The organism is Roseovarius litoreus (assembly GCF_900142765.1).
GTDB classification, from domain to species: domain Bacteria; phylum Pseudomonadota; class Alphaproteobacteria; order Rhodobacterales; family Rhodobacteraceae; genus Roseovarius; species Roseovarius litoreus.
The window spans coordinates 21,640-37,277 of record NZ_FRCB01000002.1 but is presented as its reverse complement, the minus strand read 5'-3'; the positions used below and the strand labels follow the sequence as shown (position 1 = coordinate 37,277).

General features: G+C 65.0%; 17 protein-coding genes. 9 read left to right on the top strand and 8 right to left on the bottom strand.

The features are described 5' to 3' along the window. Window positions 1-2: 2 nt before the first annotated feature. Window positions 3-755 carry a CDP-alcohol phosphatidyltransferase family protein gene (locus F3H35_RS04390; RefSeq protein ID WP_149778435.1) on the bottom strand — a complete coding sequence of 251 codons (753 nt, stop codon included), beginning with the start codon at window positions 753-755 and terminating at the stop codon, window positions 3-5. A gap of 135 nt (window positions 756-890) precedes the next feature. On the opposite strand from F3H35_RS04390, the gene F3H35_RS04385 reads away from it, so the two are divergent. The 8 genes from F3H35_RS04385 to phnE (F3H35_RS04350) all read left to right on the top strand — a co-directional run bounded on the left by F3H35_RS04385 (window position 891) and on the right by phnE (F3H35_RS04350) (window position 8,513). Continuing rightward, window positions 891-1,448 carry a cytochrome b gene (locus F3H35_RS04385; RefSeq protein ID WP_188129863.1) on the top strand — a complete coding sequence of 186 codons (558 nt, stop codon included), beginning with the start codon at window positions 891-893 and terminating at the stop codon, window positions 1,446-1,448. Between the two features lie 98 nt (window positions 1,449-1,546). Then, complete coding sequence (gene mdoH / locus F3H35_RS04380; protein WP_149778434.1) at window positions 1,547-3,127, top strand: glucans biosynthesis glucosyltransferase MdoH; 1,581 nt, start codon at window positions 1,547-1,549, stop codon at window positions 3,125-3,127. Continuing rightward, complete coding sequence (locus tag F3H35_RS04375) at window positions 3,124-4,629, top strand: glucan biosynthesis protein (RefSeq protein WP_149778433.1); 1,506 nt, start codon at window positions 3,124-3,126, stop codon at window positions 4,627-4,629. Before mdoH ends, F3H35_RS04375 begins: the two co-directional genes overlap by 4 nt. A 71-nt stretch (window positions 4,630-4,700) precedes the next feature. Further along, window positions 4,701-4,901, top strand: a complete 201-nt coding sequence (locus tag F3H35_RS04370) for a hypothetical protein (RefSeq protein WP_149778432.1) — start codon at window positions 4,701-4,703, stop codon at window positions 4,899-4,901. A 158-nt stretch (window positions 4,902-5,059) separates the two neighbouring features. Next, the gene (gene phnD, locus F3H35_RS04365) at window positions 5,060-6,010 is read left to right on the top strand and encodes a phosphate/phosphite/phosphonate ABC transporter substrate-binding protein (RefSeq protein ID WP_149778431.1); all 951 of its coding nucleotides are present in this window, start codon (window positions 5,060-5,062) and stop codon (window positions 6,008-6,010) included. Window positions 6,011-6,079: 69 nt separating this feature from the next. After that, window positions 6,080-6,901, top strand: a complete 822-nt coding sequence (gene phnC / locus F3H35_RS04360) for a phosphonate ABC transporter ATP-binding protein (RefSeq protein ID WP_149778430.1) — start codon at window positions 6,080-6,082, stop codon at window positions 6,899-6,901. After that, window positions 6,898-7,704: a phosphonate ABC transporter, permease protein PhnE gene (phnE, locus tag F3H35_RS04355; protein WP_149778429.1), complete on the top strand. Its 807-nt coding sequence runs from the start codon at window positions 6,898-6,900 to the stop codon at window positions 7,702-7,704. Before phnC ends, phnE (F3H35_RS04355) begins: the two co-directional genes overlap by 4 nt. Beyond that, complete coding sequence (gene phnE, locus F3H35_RS04350; RefSeq protein WP_149778428.1) at window positions 7,701-8,513, top strand: phosphonate ABC transporter, permease protein PhnE; 813 nt, start codon at window positions 7,701-7,703, stop codon at window positions 8,511-8,513. Before phnE (F3H35_RS04355) ends, phnE (F3H35_RS04350) begins: the two co-directional genes overlap by 4 nt. Before the next feature lie 36 nt (window positions 8,514-8,549). Here phnE (F3H35_RS04350) and F3H35_RS04345 read toward each other — a convergent pair whose 3' ends face one another. After that, entirely contained in the window at window positions 8,550-9,539 is a 990-nt protein-coding gene (locus tag F3H35_RS04345; protein ID WP_149778427.1) for a serine hydrolase domain-containing protein, read from the bottom strand. A 192-nt stretch (window positions 9,540-9,731) separates the two neighbouring features. Between F3H35_RS04345 and F3H35_RS04340 the strand changes: the two genes are divergently transcribed. Continuing rightward, complete coding sequence (locus F3H35_RS04340) at window positions 9,732-10,127, top strand: hypothetical protein (RefSeq protein WP_149778426.1); 396 nt, start codon at window positions 9,732-9,734, stop codon at window positions 10,125-10,127. Between the two features lie 67 nt (window positions 10,128-10,194). On the opposite strand, the gene F3H35_RS04335 is transcribed toward F3H35_RS04340, so the two are convergent. The 6 genes from F3H35_RS04335 to F3H35_RS04310 all read right to left on the bottom strand — a co-directional run bounded on the left by F3H35_RS04335 (window position 10,195) and on the right by F3H35_RS04310 (window position 15,364). Continuing rightward, window positions 10,195-10,740 (bottom strand): hypothetical protein, encoded by a 546-nt coding sequence (locus tag F3H35_RS04335; RefSeq protein ID WP_149778425.1) that lies wholly within the window; start codon window positions 10,738-10,740, stop codon window positions 10,195-10,197. A gap of 13 nt (window positions 10,741-10,753) precedes the next feature. Next, on the bottom strand, window positions 10,754-11,623 hold the full coding sequence (locus tag F3H35_RS04330; RefSeq protein WP_149778424.1) for a sulfotransferase domain-containing protein: 870 nt from the start codon (window positions 11,621-11,623) through the stop codon (window positions 10,754-10,756). Beyond that, window positions 11,616-12,449: a sulfotransferase domain-containing protein gene (locus F3H35_RS04325; RefSeq protein WP_149778423.1), complete on the bottom strand. Its 834-nt coding sequence runs from the start codon at window positions 12,447-12,449 to the stop codon at window positions 11,616-11,618. The genes F3H35_RS04330 and F3H35_RS04325 overlap by 8 nt, the downstream gene beginning before the upstream one ends. 144 nt (window positions 12,450-12,593) lie before the next feature. Next, a complete protein-coding gene (locus F3H35_RS04320) occupies window positions 12,594-13,790 on the bottom strand; it encodes a porin (RefSeq protein WP_223228307.1) in 1,197 nt (398 codons plus the stop codon). A 323-nt stretch (window positions 13,791-14,113) separates the two neighbouring features. Next, window positions 14,114-14,494: a carboxymuconolactone decarboxylase family protein gene (locus tag F3H35_RS04315; RefSeq protein ID WP_149778422.1), complete on the bottom strand. Its 381-nt coding sequence runs from the start codon at window positions 14,492-14,494 to the stop codon at window positions 14,114-14,116. A 24-nt stretch (window positions 14,495-14,518) separates the two neighbouring features. Then, window positions 14,519-15,364: an ADP-ribosylglycohydrolase family protein gene (locus F3H35_RS04310; RefSeq protein WP_149778421.1), complete on the bottom strand. Its 846-nt coding sequence runs from the start codon at window positions 15,362-15,364 to the stop codon at window positions 14,519-14,521. Window positions 15,365-15,638 lie beyond the last annotated feature (274 nt).

The following is a 15,638-nucleotide window of genomic DNA, read 5'->3' as shown; positions in this document are numbered from 1 at the left end:
GCTCAAGCGCGCCTCCTCCATAACCACAGGATGTCGCGTCCGAAGGACCAGCACAGCGCCGCCGCCGCTACCGCGATCGCCGCATTGGCCAGCGGCACCGGCAGACCCGGCACCTGCAGGCCGATCAGAACCCCGATCTGGATCACGCAGACCCATTTGCGCCCGATCCGGTCAGGCAACGGCGCGCCCAGCCACGGCAAAACCCGGCCCGCGGCGGCAAAGACATAGCGCGGCATCCCAAGCGCAAGCACCGCCGCCCCGGCACTTCCCGCCGCAAAGGCGCTCACCGCCAGCACCAGCCCCAGCCCCGCATCCACCTCCATGTCGAAGCGCGCGCCGAAGTGCGACACCAGATGCTGCCGCCGCGCAAGCCAGCCATCCACCCCGTCAAGCGCCAGCGCAACCGCCGCCACCATAAGGACACCCCATTGCGCCCCGCTTCCCGACACAAGCGGCGCAACCAGCGCCGAGGTCAGCGCGAGGCGCAACAGCGTCACCAGATTGCACAGGCCCAGCGCGCGATGCGGATAGCTGCGCGCCATCACCCACCCCACCAGCACAACCGCCGCGACATAGACGCCGAGGGCCGCGCCCACCGGCAGCCACCCTTGCGCCTTCAGCCCGAATCCAAGCCCCACGACCACCACAGCCCCCAGACCAGCCGCCGCCGCGAACCGCCGAAGCGGAACCAGCCGGCCACCCGGGTCGGGCGCATGGGGCACAGGCCGTGCCATATCGGGATAGGCGATGCTCATTCCTCTTAGTTTAGCGCAGCGCGGCCACGGTCAAGCCCTCCCTTGCATGCCCGGACCTTGCTGCGCGCCCATCCGCTCAAGCACTTGAACCCGCCCCTCTCGACGCTACCTGAAGGCGAAACGAGGCCCCGCATCATGGATCACACAGCACCGCATTACACGACGTTCGCCCGGCTCCTGCACTGGATCATGGCCGTGCTGGTGCTCGCGATGATCGCCGCGGGCTTTTTGATGGTGCAGGACGGGCTTGGCCGCTCGCTCCAGAACGCGCTCTTCATCTTTCACAAGAATGTCGGTGTTCTGGTGCTGCTCCTGATGGTCCTGCGCATCGCCTATCGCCTGATCCAGCCGCCGCCACCCCTGCCCGCGGATCTGCCCTCCTGGCAGGCTCGCGCCGCCGGCGCGAGCCATCTGGCGCTTTATATCCTGCTCGTGGTGATGCCCGTTGCGGGCTATGTCCGGGTCAAGTCCGGTGGCTTCCCGATCGAGGCTCTGGATGCACTTGGCGTCCCCTCGCTCGTGCCGCGCTCCGAGGGGCTGGCCGATCTTGCGAAGGCCGTTCACCATTGTGGCGCATTTGTGATCGCCGGGATCGTGCTTGTGCATGTTTCCGCCGCTTTCTACCACGGAATGCTACGTCGCGACGGCGTCTTTTCGCGCATGTGGCCACCCGTGATCCGTTCCGCGAAATAGCCTCTTGTCGGGCCGAAAGCGCACCATATGTGTTGGCGCTAACTGACCCTGGAATCAACGACATCAGCCCTTTTTTCAACGGATGAAATCCCACTGCCATGGCCCTATCCGAACATCTTCTTCGACCGGCGGGAACGCCGGCCGCTTCATGGCTCCCCTCGCCCGGCGCGGGCACGGCATTTGCCGCGCTCACACTGGCCCTCGCAACGCTCATCACCGGGGCCTTCGCCCTGTCGATCAGCCATTGGTCACCGCTTGCCATAGCCGCGCTGGCGCTGCTCGCGCTCAACGCGGCCTGGGTCTCGGGGGGGGCGGCCACCGCCCTGATCGGGCTTCTGGCACCCGCCCGGCCCATGCCTTCCGCCCCCGATCACTGGACCCCGTCCAGCCGCACCGCGATCCTCGTGCTCCTGTGCAAGGAAGACCCCGACGCTCTGGCGGCCTATCTGCGTGATCTCGGCGCCCGCCTGCAGCGGTGCGGGCTCGATCGGGCGACAGCCATTTTCGTGCTGTCGGACACTTCGGGCGAGGCGCTTGTCGCCCGCGAAGAGGCCGCGATGCGCGCTCTCATAGCCGACGGCACGGTCACCTATCGCCGCCGCGCGCTCAATACCGGGCGCAAACCCGGCAATATCGCCGACTGGCTGGACGCTCAGGGCGCAGGCTTCGACCATATGCTGATCCTCGACGCCGACAGCCGCATGTCCTGCACGCGCATCCGCCGCCTCATTCACCAGATCGAGACGCGCCCCCGCACCGGCCTCATTCAGGCCGGCATGGCCCTGATCCCGGCGCAAAGCCGCTTCGGCCAGCTTCAGCGCAACGCCGTGCGCCTGATGTCGGCCAATTTCGGGCGTGGCATGGCGGCATGGACAGGCCGTAACGGCAATTACTGGGGACATAACGCGATCATCCGCATCGCCGCCTTCCGCAATGCCGCGCGCCTGCCCCATCTGCCGGGCCGCGCCCCCTTCGGTGGTCCCCTGCTCAGCCATGATTTCATCGAAGCCGCCTTCCTGCGCCGGGATGGCTGGTCGGTCGAGCTTGACCCCGATCTGACCGGCAGCGCCGAGGATGCCCCCCAGACCCTCGACGCCTTCCACCGCCGTGACCGCCGCTGGTGTCAGGGCAACCTGCAGCATCTCCTCATGCTCACCGCCCCCGGATTGCACCCGGTCAGCCGGTTTCACCTCGCCTCGGGCGTGGTCAGCTATCTCGCCGCGCCGATCTGGCTGCTGCTGGTGATCCTGATGGCCTCGGGCGCGGTGCCGGTGTCCAGCGCCCTGCCCTTCGCGCTCATTGCCGCCGTGCTGCTCCTGCCCAAGCTCTGCGCTCTTGTCGGCAGGATCGCGCGGGATCGCACCGCGCGCCGCCGATGGATCAGCCTGCGCGCCTGGACCGCCGAACTGATCCTCTCGAGCCTCGTCGCCCCGATCATGATGATCCGTCAGACAGGGTCGGTGCTCTCGGTGGTCTCGGGCCGTGACTGCGGCTGGAAATCCGCGCGCGCGCCTCGTTGGCAGCCCCCGCGCGGCCTGCCCGAAAGCAGCGCGGGCCTTGCCATCGCAGCCCTGGCCTCGGTCTCCGAGGCGGGCGCGACGCTCTGGCTTTTGCCGCTGATCCTGCCGCTTCTGGCCGCCCCCCTGCTTGTGCGCCTGCTGGACGCGCCCGCCCGATGAAGCGCCGCGCCTTTCTCGCCGGGGCCTCGGCCCTGCTGGCCGCCCCCCGCACCCTGTCGGCCGGCACAGCCGTGCCCGCCGATCTTCTCGGATTGGCGCGCAGCATGGCCCGCCAGGCCTACAGGCCCAATGAAACACCCCTGCCGCCGCCCTTCGCCGGGCTGGACTATGACGCCTATCGCGGCATCCGCCCCCTTGCGGGGCGGGCCGCGCAACTGCCGGTCGGTCCGGGCTACAGCGTGGACCTCCTGCCGCCGGGGCTCTATTTTCCCGATCCCGTGCAGATCGAACTGCCCCATCCGGATGGTGTGCACGAGGTGCCCTTCTCGCCCGATCTCTTCAGTTTCGAGCCGCGCTATTTCGGCGACATCCCCGACACCGCCCCCGGCGCGGGTTTCTCGGGCCTGCGTCTGCGCCACCCGCTCAACAGCCCCGACGTGCTGGACGAGGTGATGGTCCTGCAGGGCGCCAGCTATTTCCGCGCCATCGGTCAGGCCATGGCCTATGGCCTCTCGGCGCGCGCCGTGGCGCTTGGCACCGGCGGCCCCACGCCCGAGGAATTTCCCCGCTTTACCCATCTGCGCCTGCACCCGCCCCAGGACGGCAAGATCAGGCTGGAAGGCGTGATCGACAGCCCGTCGCTTGCCGGTCACATCGACATGACCCTGCATCCCGGCACGGACACGCGCATGCAGATCGCGACCACCCTTCTGCCCCGCCGCGAGATCGCGGATATCGGCGTCGCTCCCCTGACCTCGATGTATCTCAAGGGACCGATGCGCGCGGCGGTGTCCGACGATTTCCGCCCCCGCGTGCATGACAGCGACGTGCTGGCGATCACCAATGGCGCGGGCGAACATCTGTGGCGCCCCATCGCCAATCCCGCCACCCTGCAAGCGTCGGCCTTCGTCGATAACGGCCCCTCGGCCTTCGGTCTGTTCCAGATCCCCCGCCGCTATGCCGATTACGAGGATACCGAGGCCCGTTACCACGACCGCCCCTCTGCCATGGTGCGCCCCACCGGCAATTGGGGGCGCGGCGCCGTGGTACTGGTGGAGATTCCCACCGACACCGAATTCATGGACAATATCGTGGCCTTCTGGCGCCCCGAGGCGCCGCTCCAGCCCGGCAGCGAACACAGCTTCCGCTACAGCCTTGACTGGACGCTCGGCCTCCCCGATCAGACACCGCCGATGCGCATCCTGCAAAGCCGGTCTGGCCGCGAACACGACCAACCCGGCACGCGGCGTTTCGTGATCGACCTCTCCGGCGCCCCCGACGGGCTCAGCCCAGATATCTCGGTCAACGGCCCCGCCGAGATCCGCGGCATCGGCGCCTTCGCCCTGCCTGAGGGGCTTGGCACCCGCGTCACCTTCCTCCTGACCCCCAAGGACACCAGCGCGCTTGAGCTGCGCATGGTGATGCGCGACGACGCCTCGGGCCAGCCGGCAAGCCCCATCTGGCTGCACCGCTGGACCCCGGCCCGTGACGGAGGGGTGTGACGGCGGGGTGTGACCCGGCAGATCACCGGCGCCCTGCGGCTTGGACATCCGCCTTCGCACAGCAATCCGGCGTGACACCCGGCGGCGACGCATTCGGCGCCGGTATCGGCAAGGTCGTCCAGCACGGCACCGCATCGCCGACACAGGCGAACCGCATGACGATTGCAGGCCATCCCACCTTCCGATCCCGCACGCCGAAATTAATGCAAAGCAAAAACAATGGCTTGCAATCCATAGTTGATACAATTCATCAACAACACATCCAGCGTTGATCGAAACAAACTCTTGGGGCAAACTCAACGGACGTTTGCCACGGGCCCTCTGCGACACTCTGGCCCGCACCACTTCGGGACGAACCGGCGACAGGGTCAATATCCTGTTACATTCGCTCGCTACGCCCGGCTGACAGATGTACTCAAAGGGGGAACCCATGAAACTCACGACGACGCTGACCGCACTTCTCGCCTTGACCGTGGCGCTGCCCGCGCAGGCCGAATTCAAACTGGGCGACCGCTACACCGACGCAGATGGCGACATGATCGCCGACATTCCCGCCGATGCGTCCGAGTGGATCGATCCCGACACGCTGATCTTCGCCTACACGCCCGTCGAAGACCCGGCCGTCTATGCCGAAGTCTGGCAGGGATTTCTTGACCACATGTCCGAGGTGACCGGCAAGCGGGTGCAGTTCTTCCCCGTGCAGTCGAACGCCGCCCAGATCGAAGCGATGCGCGCGGGCCGCCTGCATGTCGCAGGCTTCAACACCGGCTCCAACCCTCTTGCCGTGGCCTGCGCGGGCTTCCGCCCCTTCGCGATGATGGCCGCCGCCGATGGCTCGTTCGGCTATGAGATGGAAATCATCACCTACCCCGATTCGGGCGTCACGCAGGTCGAGGATCTCAAGGGCAAGCAACTGGCCTTCACCTCGGAAACCTCCAACTCGGGCTTCAAGGCCCCGTCCGCGATCCTCAAGGCCGAATTCGGCATGGTCGCCGGCACGGATTTCGAAGCCGTCTTCTCGGGCGCGCATGACAATTCGATCCTCGGCGTCGCCAACAAGGACTATATCGCCGCCTCGATCGCCAACTCGGTCAAGGCCCGCATGCTCGACCGTCAGGTGGTTTCCGACGATCAGCTGGTCACGATCTACACCTCGCAGACCTTCCCGACCACCGGCTACGGCACCGTCTACAACCTCGCCCCCGAGCTGCAGGACAAGATCCGCGAGGCGTTCTTCAGCTACGAGTGGGAAGGCACCGCCCTGGCCGAGGAATTCGGCCGCAACGGCGAGGACCAGTTCATCGAGATCACCTTCAAGGACGAATGGTCGGTGATCCGCACCATCGACGAGGCCAACGACGTCGTCTACGAATGTAACTGACCCAGTCCACGCTATTGTTCCCTGCGGGCGGTCCCTGACCGCCCGCATGTCTTGTCGAAAGGGCCACCCATGCTGCATCTCGAACAACTGTCCAAGACCTACAAGACAGGTGAGACCGCACTCCACGACGTGACCCTTGATGTGCCCAAAGGTCAGATCCTCGGGCTCATCGGCCCCTCCGGCGCTGGCAAATCTACGCTGATCCGCTGCATCAACCGCCTGGTCGAACCCAGTTCGGGCAAGGTGCTTCTGGGCGATGTCGATCTGGCCAAATTGGGCAAGGCCGATCTGCGCCGGCAACGCCGCCGGATCGGGATGATCTTTCAGGAATACGCCCTCGTCGAACGCCTGACCGTGATGGAAAACGTGCTCTCGGGGCGCTTGGGCTATGTGCCCTTCTGGCGCAGCTTCCTGCGCAAATATCCCCCCGCCGACATTCAGCGCGCTTACGCCCTGCTGGATCGTGTGGGGCTTATCGACCATGCCGACAAGCGCGCCGACGCCCTTTCGGGTGGCCAGCGTCAACGCGTCGGCATCGCCCGTGCGCTTGCACAGGATCCCGAATTGCTGCTGGTGGACGAACCCACCGCCAGCCTCGATCCCAAGACCAGCCGCCAGATCATGCGCCTTCTCACCGAGATTTGCACCGAACGCGGCCTGCCCGCCATCGTCAACATCCATGACGTGCCGCTGGCCCAGCAATTCATGCAGCGCATCGTCGGCCTGCGCGCGGGGCGCGTTGTGTTCGACGGCGCTCCCGACGCCTTGACCGAAGCCGCCCTGACCCAGATCTACGGCGAGGAAGACTGGAACGCCATGCGCGCCGGCGACGCCGAACAGGCCGCCGCCGAAGCAGACGCCCGCGACCGCATCGCGGCGCTTGCCAAATGACCGCCCCCTCCTATCCCACCACGTGGCGCCGCCCTCCGCAGATCGTCAAGGATCGGCGCTGGCGGCTGGCGCTCCAGATCGGCATCCTCGTCTATCTGGTGCTCGCCATCGGCTCGGTCGAGGTGAACTGGGCGCGCGTCTATGACGGGCTGGAACGCGGCCAGCGCTTCATCATGGGCTTCCTGCAACCCGATTTCTCCAGCCGCTGGCGCGACATCAGCCAGGGCCTCGTCGAAAGCCTGACGATGACGCTCACCTCCACGGTAGTGGGCGTGGCGATATCGGTGCCCATCGGCATCGGCGCCGCGCGCAACCTGGCGCCGCGCTGGATCTATTACATCTGCCGCAGCATCATCGCCGTCAGCCGCGCCCTGCAGGAAATCATCATCGCGATCTTCTTCGTGGCAATGTTCGGCTTCGGCCCCTTCGCGGGTTTCCTGACCCTCAGCTTCGCCACCATCGGCTTCATCGCCAAGCTCTTGGCCGACGATATCGAGGAAATCAACGAATCCCAGGCCGAGGCGATCCGCTCCACCGGCGCCTCGTGGTGGCAGGTGGTCAACTACGCCATCCAGCCACAGGTCATGCCCCGCCTGATCGGCCTGTCGCTCTACCGGCTCGACATCAATTTCCGCGAAAGCGCGGTGATCGGCATCGTCGGCGCGGGCGGCATCGGTGCCACGCTGAACACCGCCATCGACCGCTATGAATATGACAGCGCCGGCGCGGTGCTGCTCATCATCATCGCCATCGTGATGGTCGCGGAATACGGCTCCAGCTATCTGCGAAAGTTCCTGCAATGACCGAGATCACCCATCACAGCCAGGTCTGGACCTACCGCACACCCAAGGCCCGCCTCCTGCTCTGGGGCGGGTGGCTGGCGCTGGTGGCGCTTTTCGTGTGGTGCTGGCAGGTCATGACCCGCGACACGATCTGGTTTTTCGTGGCCGATGCCCCCCGTCAGGCCGCCGATATCGGCAGCCGCATGCTCCCGCCGCGCTGGTCCTATATGTCCGAACTCTGGCTGCCGCTCTGGGACACGATCAACATCGCGACCCTCGGCACCATCGGCGGCGTCATCATGGCGGTCCCCGTGGCCTTCATGGCCGCCCGCAACACCACGCCCTCGGCCCGCATCCTGCGCCCCATAGCACTTTTCATCATCGTGGCCTCGCGCTCGATCAACTCGCTGATCTGGGCGCTTTTGCTGGTGGCGATCATCGGCCCCGGCCTTCTCGCCGGGATCGTCGCCATCGCGCTGCGCTCGATCGGCTTTGTCGGCAAGCTGCTCTACGAGGCGATCGAGGAAACCGACGCCCGCCAGATCGAAGCGATCGAGGCGACCGGCGCCGGCGGCGCACAGGTGCTCAGCTACGGGATCGTGCCACAGATCATGCCGGCCTTCTGGGGCATCTCGGTGTTTCGCTGGGATATCAACATCCGCGAAAGCACCATCCTCGGGCTGGTCGGCGCGGGCGGCATCGGGCTCAAGCTGCAGGCGTCGCTCAATGTCCTCGCCTGGAGTCAGGTCTCGGTGATCCTGCTTCTCATCCTTGCCACCGTCGTACTCAGCGAATGGGTCTCGGCCCGGATGCGCCACGCCATCATCTGACCCTTGCCGCCGCTCTTGCCCCGGCGTGTTCCCGGCTCACCCGGCGGCAAGGATCGGGCCGTCCAGCAACCGCATCAGATCGCCGAAATATCCCTCCGACCGTGCCGGGCGCGTCGGGTCCGAGGTGATCGCCACCGCCAGACCACGGTCACGATGCGCCGCGATGATCTGCCCGCCATAGCCCCGCCCCAGAACATAACCCGAGGGCGACAGGAACCAGCCATAGCCATAAGAGAGCCCCGACCAGGGCGATCTTGCCCTCGGCTCGACCGATGCCGCCATGAACGCCTCCGAGACAACCTGCTGCCCACCGAACGCTCCGTTGTCGCGCAGCATGCGCGCGATCTTCAGCATCGCTGTCGGACGAAGCGCCATTTCATTGCCGCCCAGGTAATATCCCTGCGGATCGCGCGTCCAGGCCGGGATCTCGATACCCAGCGGCCCGCCAAGCCGGTCGCGCGCCAGCCGCAAAAGGCTCTGCCCCGTGGCCTCGCTCAGCGCCGCCCCCAGAATATGGGTTGATCCGGTCGAATACAGCATCCTCGTGCCGGGCCGCGCCACCATCGGCCGGCGCAAGGCATCCGCCAGCCAATTCGGCGATTGCACCCATTCCCCGTAATTCGCCCCCGATGTCCGCTCGAGCCCCGCGCGCAGCGTCACCAGATCCTCCATGGTGATCTCGCCCGCCCCCGGCGTCGCATCGCGCGGCAAAAGCCCCGGCGCCACCTCGGCCAATGTGGCGCTCACCCCGGCAATCTCACCCCGATCCAGCGCCGTGCCCAGCAGCAGCGCCACAAGGCTTTTCGAACAGGATTTGATATTCGCCAGACGGTCAAGCCCCGGACCTCTGGGCGCATCGGCAAAGATCACCTCATTGCCCCGGTCGATCTGCAGCGAATGGAGCTGCGGCATGCCCTCCAACGCCACGCGCAACTCGGCCTCCCACGACCCCGCCTGCGCACGCGCCACGCCCGGCGCCGTCAACGCCGCTCCAAGACCCGTGCAAAAGCTCCGACGTTTCATCATGCCCCGACCATGCCAGCACAGCCCGCCCCCGTCCAGCAGCCCGCCCAACTTCAGCCCCTGGCGTGTTTTCGGGTTTCGTCCCCTAACCCAAAGCGGTATCGTCCCTCTATAGTTGCAGGTATGACGCCCGCCCTCTGCCATATCGGGCCAGGTTGAGATTTCACCCATTCATTATTTTGGAAGGAAGCCATCATGCGTGCTTTCGCAAAACCCCTTTCCCTGGCCGGCTCGGCCCTGATTCTCGCCCAGATGGCCGACATGGCCAGCGCATCCGATGCCGCCGCGCGCCTGACCGTCACCGAACAGCGCAACGCGCTCGTCGAATGCAAGGGCGATCTCGGCCGTCGCGGCTGGCCCCGGCTGCAGGCGACCTATGTGGAAACGCCCTGGGGCGGACAGACCGTCATGCGCCTGTTGCCCCATGGCAGCGTGTCGGTCGAGGATGCCGCCTGGATCAACGCCTGCGCCGATGAGCGTCTTGGCCGCGGCGGCCCTGCAGGGGCAGCACCCGCACAAGCCTTTCGCGGCGCCTGCCCGGCACATGCGCCGGTGATCTATGGTGGGGCGATCTACTGCTTCCGCAACTGACGACGCCCGGATATAGAGGCAGGAAACCCCTTCAAGATCAAACGCTTGAAGGGGTTTCTTCAGGCGTTCAGCCGCCCGACTTTGCCCTCACCCCCTCGATCACCGTGTCCAGCAGGGCGGTCTCTCCCGCTCCGGGTCCGGTCGGCTCGAAATAGATCTCGATCACCCCGTCATCATCGGCATCGCGATAGATCAGCTGCCTCGGCAGGCGTATCGTCACCGGCTCAGCCGCATCCGCCTCACTCCAGCGCAGGTCGGTCTGCACGCAATTGGCCATCGCCCCGGCATAGCTGTCCGCAGGCGCCACTTCGTTCATGAAGAGCAACCCACGCACCGCAGCCCGATCCCCAATATACACGCTGCCCGATCCCAGAACCCTCGCCTCGGCCCCCTTGCTCAGCACACTTTGCTGCAGGCTTTGCGCCCAGACGCCACAGACGACCGCCAGACCATTGCGCTCGCGCACATCCGCCGCCACGGTCAGACCGCCGCCGCTCTCATAGCTGCCCCCGCCAAGCACCGGCGCATTGCCCAGCCTTGCAACACCTGCATCCTGCACGCTCGTGCATCCGGTCAGCACCAGTGCCGCAACAAGTCCAAATGTGGTCCGCATGTAAATCACTCCTTCAAACCCGCGCGGCCATGTCGGCCGTCTCTTTGCGCAATTCAGGATACCACCGCTCGATCGCCGGCAGGAACAGCTCCCGCACCCGGGCCACCTGCGCCGGCGTCATATCCTCGCGCCATGCTCCGGCCTGCCCCTTGGCAAAGAACTGTGCCATACCTGCGGGCCTTTCCGCAAATCCAAGCTTTTCTTCCTGACGCCGCATCGCCTCGAAACTGGTGCTCTTGATCGCATAGGCAAGCTTCGGTTGATCCACCTTGACCCTCAGAAACCGCTCCAGCAGCTTTCGCATGGTCGGCCCCGGCTTGGTCAGCAGATCCTCGTAGCGCACCACATGCACCGACAGGCCCTGCGCATTCGCCCATGTGTCGATATGATCGTCCCACCGTCCCAGCACGTCATAGGTATGGTTGGGCGAACTCATCACATTGTCGGGCGCGCCCATCCGCTCGATCGCCGTATCGAGATCCGAACTGGTATGGCGCGCATAACTCAGCGCCACATCGAAGGGATTGCGCAGAATATAGATCGCCGCCGCCGTCACATCGTTCGGGATCAGCGGCTCGCCCAGAAATTCGATGGCCTGACAATGCGTCTTGACGAAATGATGGTTCGGCTTGCTCGCCGCGATCAGACGCAGCGCCTTCGGCCTGACCCTCAGCCAATCCTCGATGCCTTGCGCCTTGTAGGTGCCGCCATCCGCCGCCGCAAAGAAATCCGCCCGGCTGTCGCCGGTGGTGAACTGCCGCAGGTTGTTGATATCCGGCGCCGCCCCCTTGGGCATGAAGTAATGCGCCAGCAGGCTGCGCATCCAGGTGTTGCCCGATTTGGGGTAACTCGCCAGCCAGATGATGCGGTGAAGGTCAGTCATTCCAATACCCGTATTGCTTCATCATGCGCTTGTTCGACTGGCGGATGGTCCGGGCCAATTCGGGGTCCAGCTCGGTCCGCCAATGCCCCGCCTGCCCTTTCGAAAAGAACCGGTCGGAATGTTCGGACTTCTCGATGAAGCCGGACTTTTCTTCCTGTTTGCGCAACTCGTCGAAACTGCAATGCCGGATGGCCCGCTCCAGACGCTCCTGATCGACCGTCATTCCGAAATGCTCCACCACCTTGCCAAAGGCCTCTGCCGGTTTGGCCAGCATATCCTCATAGCGTAGCACCAGAACCGGATAGGGCAAAGGCTGTGTCCAGCTTTTCACATGATCCGACCAAGACCCGAGAAAGGTTGCCACGTTCTTCTCGTAAGGGGCTGTGCCGTTATGGGGATGGCAAATATCCTGCGCGGCCTTTTCGATCGTCTGGCCGGTATGCTTGGCATAGCTCAACACCATGTCCAGCGGGTTGCGCATCACATAGATCGCCGAGCGGGTGACCTCCGCCGGGATCAGTTGCACACCATAGATATCGCGATTGATGTTATGCGTCTTGACCAGGTTCACATCGGCATTGTTCGCCACAATCGCCGCCAGAACCCTTGGCCGCAACCTGACCGACGCCTCCACATCGTTCAGATCGACGGGACCCGTCGCGACCCGGCGATACATCTGCGTGATGTTGTCGCCCAGACCGAACTTGTGCACCTCGTTGATCGGAACGGGGCTGGCCGCATTCACCAGATAATTGGCCAGAAAGGACCGCAACCAGGTGTTGCCGGATTTGGGATAGCTGGCCAGCCAGACTATGCTTTTCTTCATGGGGTCACATCTTCAGCCGGATGGTCATTCGGGGCGGCGCGCAAGCCGTTTACACCTATAGCCGCAGACCGCGATTTTCCAGCCGATAAAAAAGAAAAGAGCGGGCTTTTGCCCGCTCTTCCCTTAGGTCTGCGTGATCTTCAATTAGAAGGTCAGGCGGATACCGGTACCCACGGTGGTCGACTTGGTTGTCTGCTTGACCGTGAAGGGGGTCGCCGAAGACGTTTCCGAGTCGATCGCGTAGATGCGCCATGCAACGCCGTTGCCCAGCGAACGCTCTGCACCGATCTGGTACGCAACGTACTCGCTCTTCTCACGACCGAAGGCCGCCAGAGCACCTTTGCGCTCACCCTGGTAGGTGTCGAAACCGATGCGCCACGGACCTGCCATGTCGTAGGTCACACCCAGGCTGAAGCCTTCGGTGTCGCCGACGCCGAACAGAGCACCAGTGGTGTTCTCGGCATAGCTACCACCAAAGGTGAAGCCTGCGGTCGAGAACTGTGCGCCAACGGCCCAGGTTTCCGGATCGCCCGGCTGAACCAGCGCCGGTGTCAGGATGTCGTCCGCGGTGCCGACGACGCCGTCGAGACCAGGTGCGATCGCTGCGAAGTTTTTGCCGCCGTCGCCTGTGCCCCAGCGTGCCGACAGGGTCATGTCAACGGTGCCGAAGGACTGGCTGTAGTTGACGCCGATGTCGAAGATGTCGCTCAGACCGCCATTGCGGTTAACCAGACCCGAGTTTGCGGTGTTGGTGTTGCCCGGTGCATAGCTCACACCCAGGGTCAGACCGTTGAAGCTCGGCGTGTAGTAGCTGATGCGCGCGGTGTCGTTGTTGCCGGCGACTTCAGTTGCCGACGAACCCATGGCGTTACGGCCGAGGGGGAACGCGCCTGCGGGCGGCAGGAACGCGGTCGGGTGATAGGCCGACGGCGACGGCGAGTTGATGCCGAAGCCAACCGACGGTGCGCCGACGCTCAGCTTGTAGCCGGCCGAGTTCTCGGAACCGACTTCAACGCGACCCATCGTGTCGCTCGAGATGAACATGTACGACTCGTCGATACCGTCAGCACCGCCACCGGCGTTTGCTGCTTCCATTTCGACGACGACGCCGAAGGTCATGCCGTTGTCCAGCGTCACCGACGGGGTGAAGTGGATTTCACCGTTCTGGTGGATGTTGATGCCGTCCAGATCAGCCGCGGCAGCAACCTGGTTGCCGCTGGCGTCGTTGTACAGGACGTCCATGTTGTAGTACCCACCCCAGTCCAGGTTCCAGTCCTGAGCCGAAGCTGCGCCGCCGACCATCGTGATGGCTGCGGTCGTTGCGAGAAGATGCTTTTTCAAGGTGTCCCTCCATAAAGCAGAGTGTTTCAAGTTCCACCGCGTCCCGGAGTGGAAACGGCTTGGAAAATGAAATGAGGCAAACACCCCCTAAGTGTCAACGAACCCGCCGAGCCCCGGCCGGTTGTTGTCCGGTCTGTGACGTTTAAACCACACACTCGCCACGCCTTGGGCTGGAAACCGCCCAAATCAGCTGTTTTTCTCTTTTCCTTCAAAGCGCAGGACCCCTTTCGCTTGCACATGCCGCCCCCCGGCTACTCTGGCGTGTCCAGCCGCCCGTCGCGCCCCGAAGCCCCGAGTCGTACGCGTCCGATCCCCTGCCGCCCTCAGCCCTCGTCCAGCACCTTGCGCGCCACCCGGAAACATTCCAGCGCCTGCGGCACCCCGCAATAGATCCCGATCACATGGCAGATCGCCCGGATCTGCTCACGGCTCACCCCGTTGGTCAGCGCGCCCCGGCAATGGATTTCCCATTCATGCATCTTCCCCAAGGCCCCGATCATGGCGAGGTTCATCATCGAGCGCGTCTTGGCGTCGATCACTTCATCGCCCCAGCCGAATCCCCAGCACCACGCCGTCATCGCCTCCTGGAAGGGCCGCGTGAACTCGTCCGCAGCCGCAAGGTTCTTCTCCACATACTCCGCCCCCAGCGTCGCCTTGCGCTGCTCGAGCCCTTTCAGGAACAGGTCCTCATCGAATATCGCCATGCTCAGTCGCCTTTCTGTCCGGTGCTACATGTCTATGGGTCGCATCGCGTGCAGATCTTCCGCCGCGACGCGGATCTTGTCGTGATCGTAAAGGCCCGTCCGCCATGCCGCCGGAATACCCGACAGCCCATGCAAGCGCCCTGCCAATTGCCCGGTGATGGCGCCCGCGCGCGCCGCCTCTCCGCCCAGATTGACCGCCGCCAGCACCTGACCCGCGAAATCATCCGCCTGTCCCAGCGCCCAGAACGCCGCGTGCAACAGGCTCGTCACCTCGTCGGTCACCTCATGGGGCGGCGCATCCGGGCGCGGCAGAGGCGAAAAATCCCCGCTCACCATCACCTGCGCCAGATTGGCCGCCGCCTGCAGCGCCTTGGGCGCGGCATGGGTCATGCGGCTTTGCAATTGCGCCACCGCCTGCGCGGGCGCCACCTCGGCCCCATAGGCCAGCACCACCGGCGCCAGCCGCATGATCCCTCCGCCGCCCTCTCCCTCGGGCGCGCCCTGCCCCGAATACGGGTTGCCCGTCGCCTCATACCCCCGCAGCGCCGCGACGCTCGCCGCATCCATCCCGAAGCACCGCCGCGTCGCCGACAGGTACCCGTGATCGCGCCAGTTGAGATAGCGCCGCATCGCATCCTCCGCGTCCCAGCCATTGGCCGAGCGCAACATCTGCGCCAGACACATCGCCATCGCCGTGGCGGCCCCCCATTGCCCCGGCGCCAGATCGTGCCGCCCGCCGCCGCGCAGCCCGGTGACCGGCTCCAGCTCGGCGCGCGCCACGCCATCGGCCCCCGCGCCCAGCGCATCGCCCACCGCAAGCCCCACCAGCATTCCGCAGGCCGCATCCTCGTCAAAGCGTTTGGCGATCATGCCGCGCCTCGCCCCGTCTGGTCCGCCCTCATCCGTCCGATCCTTTCCCGAGTCACCTCACCCCGTTCTCTCCACAATCCTGAGGCAGTCGGCAGCTCTTGACCAGTGGCCCCTGCCGCCCGGCCTCAGCCCGCCTGCGCCCCACACCACAGGGCCGACGAGAAAACCGGCTCTTCCCGCCTCTCCGGGCCCTTTGGGTAGTCATTTGATTTTTCAGGAAAATATTTTCACCTTAGTGAATAATCCCCAAAGATCATTCCCTTACGCATCTTTT